The sequence below is a fragment of the Allobosea sp. GW823-FHT02B03 genome (genome assembly GCF_058797755.1).
This window is the reverse complement of sequence record NZ_JBXAJY010000003.1, coordinates 526,608-541,316: the sequence shown is the minus strand read 5'-3', so window position 1 is coordinate 541,316 and position 14,709 is coordinate 526,608. Positions and strand designations below refer to the sequence as shown.

Genomic DNA, 14,709 nt, shown 5'->3' with positions numbered 1-14,709 from the left:
CTGGCGGTCGAGCTCCGTAGCTCAGCTTATTGCGGCGCTTCAATGCGCCAGAGCTGGTCGACGCAAACGTTCCTTGCCTCTCAAGCTCTGGTACCGTCGTTTAGCTCGTGCCGGCGCGGCGCGCTGTTCAGCCTTTGCGCTGCGATGACCACTTCCAGCCTGTTGCGCGCGCGGAGTTTGGTCATGAGACCGGTCATGTAGCCCTTGACCGTCTTCTCGCTCAGCGCCAGCGTCCGAGCGATTTCTCTGTTGCGTTTGCCGCAAAGGAGCAGATGTACGATCTGCTCTTCCCTGATGCTGAGCCTCGTGCTTTCCGCCGTACGCTTTTCCAGGGCCTTGTTCTGCAGCGCGCCGATGACCTTGGTCGCGAAGGATGGCGTGACGTAGATCTCACCCCGCCGCACCGCTTCAATCGCCTCGAAGAGTTCGTCGGCGCGGCCGCTTTTCAGCAAGTACGCATCCGCGCCGGAATCGAGAGTGCGCATTGCATGGTCCGCGTCCGCAAGGGAAACGAAGGCAATGATCTTCGTGTCAGGCCGCTCCTTGCGGAGTTTCGTCATCGCCTGGAAGCCTGCCTCTGGCGTATTGATGCCGATGATTACCACATCGACTTGCCAACTCGACGGAGACGCCAAGATTTCTTCGACGCTTGCTCCCGTTACAGCAACGGCAAAACCCGTTCTCCGCCGAAGAACGGACTTGATCCCCTCTGCCATGAGTGGATGTTCATCGACGATGCCGACCGAGATCACCTCATGTCTCCGCTCTGCTCTTGTTGCGTAGTGAGCCAGGAGAGCTATTGCGTGGTTTAGAGGCAATGTAAACAAGGTGGTAAATTTAATGTTAATCGAGCGCCTGGCGTTGCCTAAGAAACTGCACTCGCGATGAATGTCCGGCGTTTGCTCATTCGGGGCAATGATCGATTTCAAGAATTTATAGTTCAATGTTTATATTTGTCGGATAGTTGTTTCTTCAGCTTGCGATCTGTCTGCTCTGATGAGGTTCCGGCGCGTCGCTCGATGACGGTCAATCGTCTGCCGGAACGTACTTCTGGGCCACGACGGCGGCTTCGGTGCGGTTCTTGAACCCTCCTTTCGAGAGGATGTTCGAGACATGGAACTTCACTGTCTTGACCTGGACGCCGGTCGCCTGCGCGATTTCCCGGTTGCTCAGGCCGTGAGCGAGGAGGCGAAGGACGCGCGCCTCGGCGCGAGACAGCAGGGCAAGCCTGGCCTGCACCGGATCGGCTGCCTGAGGCTTGCGCATTGCCGTCAGAAGCTGGACCGCCATGCTGGGGGGGACGTAGCGCTCGCCATCTGCGATCGAGCGCACGATGTTGACCAAGTCCGACGCGGAGACGCCCTTGAGAACATATCCGACCGAGCCGGCATCGAGCGCTTTCAAGATGGTTTCCTGATCTTCGGAAACCGTCAGCATGATGACCTTCACTTTTGGCCAGCGCTTACAGATTGTCTGAGCTGCGTCGAGACCGCCTCCGGGCATCGAGACATCCGCCAGTGCGATATCGGGCGCGAGGCGCTCGACCAGATCGATCGCATCTGCGGCACTCGCCCCTTCGCCGACGACGCTGAAATCGTCGACCTCGCGAAAGGCCTGAACCACGCCGCTTCGAAAGAGCGAGTGATCATCGACGACGACGATCGATCGTCTGTCAGTGCTCAAGCAGCCCTCCGACCAGTTCCAGGCTCATGGAAATCCTCGTCTCCCCCGATTGCCGGAACTCAGCGGTGAAGGCTCCGCCGAGACTCTCGATGCGATGCCGCAGCCCCTGCAAGCCGAGGCGGTCTCGGTCCCGCTCCACGGCATCGTCCTGGACGGCGGCGGCGGCGTCATTAGCGACCGCGACCGAGAGCAACGTTCCGCTAAGCGTACTGCTGACGTACTGGCTGGCACCGGCGGCGTGTCGGAAGGCGTTGTTCAAGCCTTCCTGAACGAAGCGGAACACGCAAGCTCTCACTGCATCCGACACCTCGATGTCGACGGCTTCGATCGCCAGCGCCACCTGCACGTTGGTCCGCGCCTCGTGGGCGCTCACTGCGCGCGCAATGACGTCCTGCAAGGGCAGGCCTGCGAGATCGGGCAAGAGGAGCCCCTTTGCGATCGTCCTGATCTCGTGCAGGGCTTGCGAGAGCACTGTGCCCAAGTGCTGGACCAGGCGGCCACGCGTCGCGGAATTGGAAGCGGCCGAGATCTCGTCCAGCTTGAGCTTCGAGAAGCCGACCAGCTGGGCCGGGCCGTCGTGCAATTCGGCGCCGACGGTGCGGATGAACTGCTCGTTGAGCTCCGCGACACGGGCGGAGGCGCGCTGCAGGCGCTCTCGCAGGCTCTGGTTCAACATCGCCAGGCGCTCCGCCTCGGCGATACGCGCTTCCAGGGCGGTGTGCTGCGCTTCAATGGTGCGGCTTCCGCGACGGACGATGCCGTAAAGGCCGAGCATGATCGCAAGTGTGCTTCCTGCCACGACCAGCCAGCTGCCCCAGCGCACATTGGCGAGGTCCTGCTGCAGCGGCTGGGTGAACTCATGGATTTCAGCGACAGCCAGAATATGCCCTTCGACACCGGAGCGTATTGGGCTGTAGATTTCGAGAAAGGGCGTGTCGATGTCCCGGACGCGGTGCTCGCCGGCGCGCAGATCCGCATAGTCGGCGACGACCTCGCCTTTCAGCGCGCGCGAAAGTCCGGCGGATCGCGGAAAGCGCTGCCCGATGATCTGGGTCGAATTCGAATAGGCGACGGTTCCGTCGGGTTTCCAGATCTCGAAATAGGGGAAGCGATCCTTCAACTGCTCGCTCGACAGAAGGGCATCGAGCCTGGCGGATGATGCCGGCGACAGGTGACCGGCGCTCGCGAGCTCATCGGTAAAGGGGGCAACCAGGCTCTGCATGAAAAGCGCCGTGGCGGCCGCTTTGTGATTGATCGTGCTGCGCGCGACGAGAGTGCTGATCACGTAGCCGGCAAACAGCATCGCAACCAAGAGCAGCAGACCGCCTGCGACCAGGAACTGGGCGGACAAGCTGCCGAGTGGACGCTTTCCCGAAGCAGCTCGGCCGGGGCGCAGACCGCCGCGAAGACCTGGTCTCACCTCATCCTCCGTCTTGCGGCCACGCCCGGAGCGCTTCGCGCCAAACTGGTCCAAAGACCAGAAACGCCACTGGACCACGGTTCAGATTTGGCAGTGTTCTTAAGTCGTTTTCTCGCCACCAGATTTGGTCTCGAAATTGATCGGACCTATTTCTCTCACCAGCTCTGTTTAGTTACCGCACTATCTCGCTAACGAAGGATTAACCTGTCGCCGTCGTCCCGACGTCGGTGAGCTTATTCCATATTCGATTTGTCTTCGTGAGCGAGGGTGTGATGAAACTCAACACGCATGACCTGCAATTCATCCTGAAGCAGATCAAGATCTCCGAAGCTCATACCGATGGGGCCTCGCTCACAGATCTCGTCGACAACCCGCTCGTTCCCTATGGCCTGCGGACGGTCGATGGCTCGTGGAACAACCTCACCCCCGGGCGCGAATGGGTTGGCTCATCCGACCAGATCATGCCGCGGTTGCTCGATCCGGTCTTCCATAACGCTGAGACAGCCCCTGCCGGACTCCATGGTCCGGGATCGCCCGCGGGGACCACACAGACCAGCTACGAGCAGACCGCCGGAAACGTCTACGATTCCCAGCCGCGCCTGATCTCGAACCTGATCTCCGACCAGACCCTTGCCAACCCGGCGACGATCATCTCCGCGCTGATGAATCTCGGCCATGAGGACCCTTACGCCTTCCTCGCGATCGCCGCGAACAAGGCGGTCTATGACGGGGCGGTGTCGGCCTACGAGACCTATGCGGCGGCCGAGAAAGGCGTGGCGACGGCGAAGCAGGCGCTGGCGAACCTCTACTACGGTCCGCCGCCCGCCGCCGCGACGGTTGCCGCGATGCAGGCCGTGATCCAGGCCGCCGAAGCCGTGCTCGACACCGCGACCGAGGCCAAGGACGACGCCTACGCGGCTCTCGAGGCGACGCTCGGCGTGACCATGGAGGGCGACTCGGTCCTGATTCCGAATGTCGCGCCCGATCTTGGCGACACGGCTCCGTTCAATGGCTTCTTCACGCTGTTCGGCCAGTTTTTCGACCATGGCCTCGACCTCGTCAGCAAGGGCGGAGCCGGCACGGTCTACATCCCGCTCCAGCCCGACGATCCGCTCTACGTGCCGGGCAGCGCCACCAACTTCATGGTACTGACCCGCGCGACGCCCGTCATGGGGGCCGGCGCGGACGGTCAGCTCGGGACCGCGGACGACACGCGCGACCACAACAATGAGACGACGCCCTGGATCGACCTGAACCAGGTCTACACCTCGAACCCGTCGCATCAGGTCTTTCTTCGTGAATACGCGCTGGTCGATGGCAAGCCCGTCGCGACCGGCCGCATGCTCGAAGGCGCCAGCGGTGGCCCTGCGACCTGGGCCGACGTTAAGACCCAGGCGGCCGAGATGCTGGGCATCCAGCTGACCGACATGGACGTGCTGCGGGTTCCCGCGGTGCTGACCGATCTCTATGGCGAGTTCGTCCGCGGCGCCAACGGCTTGCCGCAGCTCGTGACGGCGTCCGGCCCCGTCGAAGGCGTCCTCGGCGCTCCGGTCGCGGCTTCGCAGGCGTTTTCAGCCGGACGGGCCTTCCTTAACGACATCGCACACAGCGCGGTGCCGTCAGGCCCCGTCGACCATGACCGCAATCCGGATACGCCGGCCGTCGAGGTGCTGCCCGACGCCGACAATATCGCCGGCAACGTCATCACCCCCAACATGTACGGTATCGCCACGACCTACGACGACGAGCTGCTCGACGCGCATTTCATCGTCGGCGACGGGCGCGGCAACGAGAACATCGGCCTGACTTCGGTGCACCAGATCTTCCACGCCGAACACAATCTGCGCGTGGAGCAGATCAAGCACGAGCTCTTCACAGCAGAGAACGCCAGCGTCGCGTTCCTCAACGAGTGGCTGGTGACCGACCTGACCCAGGAGCAGTTCAACACCGCCAGGGCCCAGTTGCTGGCGCTGGAGAATGCCCCGACGCCGAATGAACAGGCGATCGACGCCTTCTATGCCGGCTTCGCCTGGGATGGCGAGCGCGTGTTTCAGGCCGCCCGCTTCTCGACCGAGATGGTCTACCAGCATCTCGTCTTCGAGGAATTCGGCCGGGCGGTCGCACCGGACGTCGACCCGTTCCTGTTCTCGAACACGACCACCGTCGATGGCGCCATCGTCGCCGAGTTCGCCCATGTGGTCTACCGCTTCGGCCATTCAATGCTGACCGACACGGTCGACATCCTCAAGGCTGGTCCGGGCGGTGTCCCCGTCGCCTCGGAGATCGGGCTGATCGAGGCCTTCCTCAATCCGATCGCGTTCAATGCGGCTGGGACCAGCGCTGAAGACGCCTCCGCCGCGATCCTGCGCGGCATGATGCGCCAGACCGGCAACGAGATCGACGAACACCTCACCGATGCATTGCGCAACAACCTCGTCGGCCTGCCGCTCGATCTCGGCACCATCAATATCGCCCGCGCCCGGGAGACGGGCGTGCCGTCGCTGAACGAGGCGCGCCGGCAGTTCTACGAGGACAGCCAGGACAGCCGGGTTAAGCCCTATGAGAGCTGGTTCGACTTCGCCCTGTCGATGAAGAATCCGGCGTCGCTGATCAACTTCATCGCCGCCTACGGCACGCATTCGACGATCACCTCGGCGACGACGCTCGAGGACAAGCGCGACGCCGCGACCCTCCTGGTGATGGGCGGGGCAGAGGCGCCGGCCGACCGGCTCGCCTTCCTCAACGGCGGCGGTGCCTGGGCCAATGGCGCGGATGGCGCGACCATCACCGGCCTCGACCGTGTCGACTTCTGGATAGGCGGCCTGGCCGAAAAGAAGATGACCTTCGGCGCGATGCTCGGCTCCAGCTTCACCTATGTCTTCGAATATCAGATGGAGCAGCTCCAGGCGGGCGACCGCTTCTACTATCTCAGCCGCACGCAGGGCCTGAACCTGCTGAACGAGCTCGAGGGCGACTCCTTCGCGCAGCTGATCATGCGCAACACCACGGCCGGCGACGAGAACGCGCCGCATATCAACGGCGCCGCCTTCCAGACCGCCGCCTATATCCTGGAGGTCGACCAGGCCAGGCAGATCACCGGGCTCGGGCCAGACGGCAAGGCCGACCCGCTCCACACCAACCCGGTGCTGCAGGCGATGAGCCCGCTCGTCGTGCGCGACAATCCGGCGACCAGCGAGGTCGAGACCAACTATCTGCGCTACACCGGCCTTGAGCACGTCGTGCTTGGCGGCACCGCCCAGAACGACACGCTGATCGGCGGCGAAGGCGACGACACCCTCTGGGGCGGTGATGGCGACGACCGCCTCGAGGGCGGCTATGGCGTCGACCACCTTCACGGCGGCGCCGGCAACGACATCATCACCGACAGCGGCACCGATATCGGCGCGGCCGACGTGATCCACGGCGATGACGGGCACGACGTCATTACCCCCGGCAATGGCCTCGACCTGATCTTCGGCGGCCGTGGCAACGACTTCATCTATGGCGGGACCGAGGCCAAGACGGTCTCAGGCGGCGAAGGCAACGACTTCATCCGCGGCGGCACGGGCATCAGCTTCCTGGCGGGCAACGAGGGCGACGACTGGATCGAGGGCGGCGACAGTTTCGACACGCTGGCCGGCGAGAACTCGGAACTCTTCTTCAATTCCTCGATCATCGGCCACGACGTGCTGAACGGTCGCGGGAACGACAACGACTACGACGCCGAGTCCGGCGACGACATCATGTTCCAGGGCGAGGGGATCGAGCGCAACAACGGCATGGCCGGCTTCGACTGGGCGATCCACAAGGGCCATGAGCAGGCCGCCGACTCCGACATGACGGTCTCGATCTTCCAGAACCAGCAGAACAACATTCTGCGCGACCGCTTCGACCTCGTCGAAGGCCTTTCGGGCTGGAAGTACGACGACAAGCTGGTCGGCCGCGAAGTTGTCATGGGCGCCTACGACGCCGACGGCAACGCGGCGGAAGTCGATCCGGACGCGCCGCTGGATTCCTATTCGAACGCGCTGCTCGAAAAGAACCTGCACCTGATCGATGGGCTGGACGCGCTGGTCGCCCATCTCGAGCGCAGGCAGGTCACGGTCGCTGGCAAGACCGAGACCATCGTGATGGACACCGCCGACGCATCGGACATCATCCTCGGCGGCGGCGGCAGCGACCTGATCGAGGGCAAGGCCGGCAACGACATCATCGACGGCGATCAATGGCTGAACGTCCGCATCAGCATCCGTGACGATGAAGGCAACCAGCTCGCCACCGTCGACAGCCTCGACCAGGTCGTCACGGGCGCGGCCGTCGCGACCTGGAACGGCAAGACCCTGCCGGAGCTGATGCTCAGCCGGGCCATCGTGCCGGACCAGCTGCACATCGTGCGCGAGATCCTCGACGGCGAGGAAGATGGCGACGTCGACACGGCGGTCTACTGGGACGTGCGCGAGAACTATGCCTTCGTGCGCAATGCCGACGGCAGCGTCACGGTCGAACACGTCACCCAGTCCGACGCGATCGACCCTGTGACGGGCCGCAACCGCCTCTCGGACGGTATCGACAGGTTGTTCAACATCGAGCGTCTGCGCTTCGCGGATGGCGAGTTCGATATCGAGGACCTCGCTCCGCCGCCGAACAACGTCGCGACGGGCCTGCCGCTGATCAGCGATCAGACCCCGACGGAGGGACAGGTTCTCACGGTCGACACCAGCGCAATCCAGGATGCGGATGGCCTTGGGACCTTCAGCTACCGGTGGCAGGTCTCGACCGATAACGGCACGAGCTGGAGCAACATCCTGGCCAACGCCACCGGGCCGAGCTTCACGCCGACCGACGGCGTTCTCGGGACCGGCGGCCAGGTCGGCGGGCTGATCCGCGTCGTCGTCACCTTCACCGACGGCGCCGGTCACAGCGAGACGCTGACCTCGGTCCCGACGGGAGTCGTCGGCGACAGCTGGGACGCCATCCCACTCGTGGCAAACACGTTCAACGGCACGGCCGGGGATGACATCGCCAATGGTACCAGCGGGTTCATTGGCCTCGGCGCCAACGACACGCTCAACGGCAATGGCGGCAACGATATCCTCAACGGTGCCGGCGGCAGCGACACGCTGAATGGCGGCGCCGGCAACGACACGCTCGACGGCGGCGCCGGCAACGATACGGCCGTCTATGCCGGTGCGATCCGCAACTTCGCGCTGACGAGCAACGGCACCACGATCACGGTCACCGACAATACCGGGGCCGAGGGCGTCGACAGCGTCACCGGCGTCGAAACCCTGCGCTTCAACAACGTGAACTATGCGGTCGTCAACGGCACCGCCGGCAACAACGTCAATCTCAACGGCACCAACGGTACCGCCGGTTCGCAAGCGATCTTCGGGCTTGGCGGCGCGGACAGCGTCAATGGCGGGGCCGGGGACGACTATGTCGACGCTGGCGCCGGCGACGACACGATCACGCAACTCGGCTCGACCGGTGGACGCGACTTCGTCGATGGCGGGGCGGGAACTGACACCTATGTGCTCAACGGCGCGGCCGGCGCAGAGACTTTCGTGGTTTATTCCCGCGCTACCGCGGTTTCGGCCATCGCCGGACTCGCGTTGGGCGCCAACACCGAGATCGTCATCGCCCGCAACGGTACCGTGATCGCGGAACTCGACAACATCGAGGAGATCCGGATCAACACCCTCCAGGTCACCAGCCCGGGCGGTGCGGGTGGCGGCACGAGCGGCGGCGACCAGATCCAGGTCGTCGGCGACTTCACCGGCACCAGCCTGAACTTCAGCACGATCACGATCGACGGAAGCGCCGGCGACGACACGGTCGACATCTCCGGCCTAGCCTCGGCCCATCGCATCGTGTTCCGCTCGAACGGCGGCAACGACACGATCGTCGGCACCCTGCGCCCGCAGGACGTGATCGAGCTGCCGGCCGGCACCGCGCCGGAGGACTACGAGATCACGACCGACGCGAACGGCGTGACCACGATGACGAGCCAATCGCACAGCATCTGCTTCACGGCGGGCGGTCACGGCATGCCGCAGTTCGGCTCCGGTCAGCATGACGACGATGATCATCACGGTGGTCACGACGACGATGCCTGCGACCGCGACGATGACGACGGCGCGCAGCCGCAGCCCGGCGGTCCGCGGACCGGCACGCCGCAGACCGATGTCCTGATCGGCACGGCGGGCGACGACAACATCGTCGGCTTCGCGGGGGATGACGTGCTGATCGGCGAGGCCGGCGACGATGCGATCTCCGCGGCCGAAGGCGCCGACTTCGTCGATGCTGGGGCTGGCAGGGACGTGGTCTTCGCCGGCGCCGGTGACGACCAGGTCTTCGGTGGCGCCGGCTCCGACTTCCTCCATGGCGAGGCCGGCAGCGACCGGATCTTCGGCGAGGCGGGCAATGACTGGATTGTGGCCGGCGCGGGCGACGACACGGTGGTGGCTGGCGCCGGCGACGACGTGATCGTCGGTGAGCAGGGCGATGGCAACGACACCTATTTCGGCGACGATATCGGCGGCGGCGCCGGCAACGATACGCTCGACCTGTCCGCGATCACCGCGAACCTGACCGTCGATCTCGGCAACGGCCTGCTCGGACGCGGTAGCGCCTACAGCACGCAAAGCGGCAGCGACGTGCTCTGGGGCATCGAGAACGTCGCGACCGGCGCGGGTGACGACACGATCACGGCGAGCAACGCCGTGAACGTGATGGAGGGCGGTGCGGGCAACGACACCTTCCGCTTCCTCAGCACCGCGGCGGCCGACGGCGACACGATCCTCGATTTCGAACCGGGCGACCGACTCGATCTCAGCGGCATCGACGCCAATACGGGGCAGGGCGGCAACCAGAGCTTCACTCTGGTGAACGGCCCGCTCACCGGCGCGGCTCAGCTCGCCGTGACCTACGAGACCCGCCAGGACGGCGACTACACGATCGTCAGCGGCAGCGTCGATGCGAACAGCGACGAAGAGTTCCGCATCGAGTTGAAGGGCAGCCACAACCTGAACGCCGGCAACTTCTCGCTCTGAGCGCCTGGCAGCCAGTGCAGGCGGGGGCAAGCCCCGCCTGCCTCCACCGCGTTTCCTCATGAAATTCGAACTCACGGTCTGCCGCCATGGCAATGTCCAAAGGCCTCGCAAGTGCCCGCAAGCGCGATGTCGCGAAGCTGACGGAAGGGTTCCGCAACGCCTTCCTCTTCCTGTTCCTGGTCTCCGGCATCATCAACATCCTGGCCCTGACCGGCTCGCTCTACATGTTGCAGGTCTACGACCGGGCGCTGACCAGCGGCAGCGTGCAGACCCTGGCGGCGCTCTCGATCCTCGCGATCGGGCTCTATCTCTTCCAGGGTGCCTTCGACGTGATCCGCTCGCAGGTGCTGGTGCGGCTCGGTGCAAGGCTCGACCACAACATCGCGCCGATCGCGCATCGCGTCGCCATCGACATGCCGCGCTTCGGCTTCTCAAGCGCAGAAGCCTTGGAGCGCGGCCGCGACGTCGATACGGTGCGCGGCTTCCTCGGCAGCCAGGGCCCCGGCGCCCTGTTCGACCTGCCCTGGATCCCCCTCTATCTCGCCTTCGTCTATTTCCTGCACCCCTGGCTCGGCGCCCTGACGTTCGGCGGTGCCTTCGTGCTCGCCCTGCTGACGGTGCTGAGTGAGGTCGCGACGCGCCAGATCAACGGCACGACGCGCCAGGCCGCAATCGCCCGCAACACGATCGCCGACAGCAATGCCCGCAATGCCGAGGTTCTCAAGGCGATGGGCTTCGCCGATCGCGCGGCCGAGCGCTTCAACCAGGCCAATCGCGAGCATCTCGTGCTGCAGACGAAGTCGAACGATTTCGGCGGCACCTTCGGCGCGGTGTCTCGCGTGCTGCGCATGGTCCTGCAATCGGCGACGCTGGGGCTGGGCGCCTATCTGACGATCAAGGGCGAGCTCTCCGCGGGCGCGATCATCGCAGCCTCGGTCGCCTCCTCGCGCGCCCTTGCCCCGGTCGACCAGGCGATCGCCAACTGGAAGCCCTTCGTCTCGGCGCGCGGGGCTTTCCAGCGCCTGCGCGAGACCGTGGTGGCCCTCAGCCAGGCGTGCGAGCCGATGGCGCTGCCGACACCATCCCGTTCTCTCAAGCTCGAGAAGATCTCGGTGGCCGCGCCAGGGAACGGTCAGATCCTGCTGAGCGATGTCAGTTTCGAGCTCGCCGCCGGCAAGGCGCTCGGCATCATCGGTCCGAGCGGCGGCGGCAAGACTACCCTGGTCCGGGCCCTGACCGGGATCTGGCCGGTGCTGCGCGGTTCGGTCCGGCTCGACGGTGCAGAGCTCGGCCAATGGCCGGAGAATACCCTCGGACGCTCGATGGGTTATCTGCCGCAGGAGGTGAGCCTGCTCGACGCCACGGTCGAGGAGAACATCTCGCGCCTCGATCCGCATGCCGATGCCTTCGACATCGTCGCGGCCGCAACGGCCGCCGGCATCCATGAGATGATCCTGCGCCTGCCCGAAGGCTACAAGACCCAGCTCGGCCCTCAGGGCGCCTCGCTCTCGGCCGGCCAGCGCCAGCGCATCGGCCTGGCACGGGCGCTCTATGGCAACCCGTTCCTGGTCGTCATGGACGAGCCCAACTCCAATCTCGACGGCGAGGGCGAGGCCGCTCTGAAGACGGCGATCGAGACGATCAAGGGGCGTGGCGGCATCGTGGTCATCGTCGCACATCGGCCGAGCGCCCTGACGGCAGTCGATCTCGTTGGCGTCGTGCAGAGCGGCAAGCTCGCCGGCTTCGGCCCGCGAAGCGAGATTCTCGGGCCCGCACTGAACCAGGTGGGGCCGACGCCGCAGCCGCTCCAGACCCCCGCCATGTCTCCCACCCCAGCCAGGATGCCGCGGGCGACCGAGCATCTCAACACCTTGCACGACCGGGTGTCGGCATGACGATCGAGGTCAGATCCTTCAGGTCCGAGGCGTCCCAGCTTCCCGCGGCGCAGGATATCTACCGAGGGCCGGCGACCGAGCCGGCTCCCTCGTCGCGCTGGCCCGCGGCGATCGTCCTGGCGCTCACCGCCGTCGCCGTCTACCTGAAGAGCATCTTTCCCAGCCTCGCCAAATCCGACCCTGAGCCATCCGCCAACCAGCCCGATCCGCAGGCGGCTGCGGAAAACCGCATGCGGCCGGCCCGCACTGACGAGGCACCGGCGGAGGAGGATAGGCAGCCTGAGGACGAGACTGGCTCGCTCGACGACAAGCCGGGCGAAACCGACCATGCGATCGGCTCCGGCGGGATGCTATCGGCGGTCGGCGGCATCGCCGATTTCATGGGCATTGATTCACCTGCGATCGATTACGCGCTGCTGCCGCTGCCTACACTCCAGCTGGCGAAAGAGTTGCAGCTCGATTACGGCCGCGACCGCGCCGGCAACGACAATATGGGCCTTGCCTCCCTCGGCGGGTCATCTGCCGGGGTGGATTCTCGCAGGCGCGAAGACATCGGTGACGGCGTCGCCGATGCTGGCGCTGGCGCTATTGAAAACGGTGCTCGGCCCAACCTGCCGGTGATCGTCGGCCCGTTCGCACCGGTGATCGTCACGCCCGCTCCGGAGCCGTCGCCCCATGACGATGACGGTGCCGATGTTGACCTGCCCGCAGATCCGCCGCCGACGGCGCGCAATCGCGCGCCGCGGGTAGCGGCACCGGTCGTGCTGGGTGAGATCGGCATCTGCAAGAGCTTCCTGATCACGGCGGTCGCGCTGCTCGCAGGCGCGTCCGATGCCGACGCCGACCCGCTCTCGATCGTCAACCTACGGGCCTCCTCGGGCCAGGTCGTCGCGGTCGACGGCGGCTGGGAGTTCAGGCCGGCCGAAGGCTATTACGGCCCCGTGACCTTCCGCTACGAGGTCAGCGATGGCGCAGCGAGCTCTGCGCAGTTTGCCTCGCTCAGCATTGTCGCCTTCGTCGAGCTGACCGGCACCGATGGCGACGACAGCCTCGTCGGCACCGACTGCGCCGATCTGATCGAAGGGCGGGACGGCAACGACACGATCGACGCTCGCGGCGGCCGCGACGTGGTCTTCGGCGGTGACGGCGCCGACCTCATCTACGGAGGAGCCGGCGATGACCTGATCCATGGCGGGCGAGGCGACGACATTGTCCATGGCGGTGGCGGCAATGACACGATCCATGGCGGCGCGGGCAACGACCAGCTCTACGGCGGCGATGGCGACGACATCATCAACGGCGATGACGGGGACGATCTGATCGTCGGCGGCGCAGGCAACGACCAGCTCTCCGGCGGCGCAGGCAGAGATCACCTCATCGGCGGCCCGGGCAATGACATCATCCTTGGTGGCGACGGCGATGACATCATCGACGGCGGCGAGGGTGACGACAGGATCGAGGGCGGCTCAGGCAACAACGTGATCTCGACCGGCTCGGGCACCAATACCGTCACCGTCTCGGGCAGCGGCAGCAACCTGGTCATCGGCGGCTGCGGGGTGGACACGGTCCAGCTCGCCGCGGGCGACGATACCGCCAAGCTCGGCGATGGTGACGATGCCGCTTGCGGGGGCGACGGCGACGATCGCCTCTTCGGCGAGGGCGGCGACGACACCCTGTGTGGCGAAGGCGGTGACGACGTCCTGGATGGCGGGGCCGGAAACGACAATCTGTCGGGCGGTGCCGGCAGCGACAAGCTCTATGGCGGCGATGGCGCGGACACGATGGATGCCGGCGCGGGTGACGACTACGCCGAAGGCGGCGACGGCAACGACGTGATGCTGCTGGCCTGCGGCAACGACGAAGCCAAGGGTGGAGCCGGCGACGATGCCATGTTCGGCGGCGACGGCGATGACGATCTCGACGGCGGCGACGGGAACGACGTCGTTGACGGCGGCGATGGCGACGACCGCATCCAGGGTCGCGACGGTCACGACGTCCTGCGCGACGGCGCCGGCCGCGACCATGTTCGCGGTGGTGCGGGCGATGACCGCATCGTCGCCGCGCTGGATGGTGACGACGATTGCTACGACGGGGGCGACGGCCACGACACGCTCGACCTGTCGCAGGCGCGACGCAGTGTCGACATCGACCTCGTCGATGGCACGGCGATCGGTATCGAGATCGGCCACAACCGGATCTTCGACCTCGAGGAGATCGTCGGCGGCAGCGGTGACGATCACTTCACCGTGGGCGCCAAGGCGATGACGCTCAGCGGCGGCGAAGGCTGCGACACCTTCACCTTCGATGTCAGCCTCGATGACGACGATCGCGCGCTGGTTCACGACATCCTCGATTTCGAGGCGGGCGATCGTCTCGTCATCAAGCAGTACCAGATCCGCTCCGACTGGGACGATGACGACGATAGCAAGCGTGACCGCGAGGACGATCGCTTCGAGCGGAACTACGGCGACAAGGACGATGACGATCAGCCGTTCAGGTTTCGCATTGAGAAGATCGGCGACCGCGAATGGACCTTCGTCGACGTCTTCGTCGAGCAGCAGGATGAGCGGGATTTCTCCATCGAAATCCTCGGCAGCCACCGGCTCTATTACTACTGAACCGGCGGAATTGACGCGTTTTCAGGCGCCGCGGCGCCGAA

6 protein-coding genes are annotated in these 14,709 nt (G+C 65.3%); 3 read left to right on the top strand and 3 right to left on the bottom strand.

Annotated features, from left to right (window positions below; translation table 11 throughout):
- Positions 1 to 80 precede the first annotated feature (80 nt).
- From AC1REK_RS12150 to AC1REK_RS12140, 3 genes are all read right to left on the bottom strand, one after another.
- Complete coding sequence (locus tag AC1REK_RS12150; protein ID WP_492267844.1) at positions 81 to 752, bottom strand: response regulator; 672 nt, start codon at positions 750 to 752, stop codon at positions 81 to 83.
- A gap of 274 nt (positions 753 to 1,026) precedes the next feature.
- The gene (locus AC1REK_RS12145) at positions 1,027 to 1,683 is read right to left on the bottom strand and encodes a response regulator (protein ID WP_492267845.1); all 657 of its coding nucleotides are present in this window, start codon (positions 1,681 to 1,683) and stop codon (positions 1,027 to 1,029) included.
- On the bottom strand, positions 1,673 to 3,034 hold the full coding sequence (locus AC1REK_RS12140) for a sensor histidine kinase (protein ID WP_492267846.1): 1,362 nt from the start codon (positions 3,032 to 3,034) through the stop codon (positions 1,673 to 1,675). Before AC1REK_RS12140 ends, AC1REK_RS12145 begins: the two co-directional genes overlap by 11 nt.
- 341 nt (positions 3,035 to 3,375) lie before the next feature.
- Between AC1REK_RS12140 and AC1REK_RS12135 the strand changes: the two genes are divergently transcribed.
- The 3 genes from AC1REK_RS12135 to AC1REK_RS12125 all read left to right on the top strand — a co-directional run bounded on the left by AC1REK_RS12135 (position 3,376) and on the right by AC1REK_RS12125 (position 14,668).
- Complete coding sequence (locus AC1REK_RS12135) at positions 3,376 to 10,155, top strand: peroxidase family protein (RefSeq protein ID WP_492267847.1); 6,780 nt, start codon at positions 3,376 to 3,378, stop codon at positions 10,153 to 10,155.
- Positions 10,156 to 10,241: 86 nt separating this feature from the next.
- Complete coding sequence (locus AC1REK_RS12130) at positions 10,242 to 12,050, top strand: type I secretion system permease/ATPase (protein ID WP_492267848.1); 1,809 nt, start codon at positions 10,242 to 10,244, stop codon at positions 12,048 to 12,050.
- Positions 12,047 to 14,668, top strand: coding sequence for a cadherin-like domain-containing protein (locus AC1REK_RS12125; protein WP_492267849.1), 2,622 nt, complete (start codon positions 12,047 to 12,049; stop codon positions 14,666 to 14,668). The genes AC1REK_RS12130 and AC1REK_RS12125 overlap by 4 nt, the downstream gene beginning before the upstream one ends.
- Positions 14,669 to 14,709: the final 41 nt, after the last annotated feature.

Bases quoted from the DNA above. Each gene is read 5' to 3' on its own strand.
- AC1REK_RS12135 (WP_492267847.1), top strand. From the start codon at position 3,376: ATGAAACTCAACACGCATGACCTGCAATTCATCCTGAAGCAGATCAAG.
- AC1REK_RS12130 (WP_492267848.1), top strand. From the start codon at position 10,242: ATGGCAATGTCCAAAGGCCTCGCAAGTGCCCGCAAGCGCGATGTCGCG.
- AC1REK_RS12125 (WP_492267849.1), top strand. From the start codon at position 12,047: ATGACGATCGAGGTCAGATCCTTCAGGTCCGAGGCGTCCCAGCTTCCC.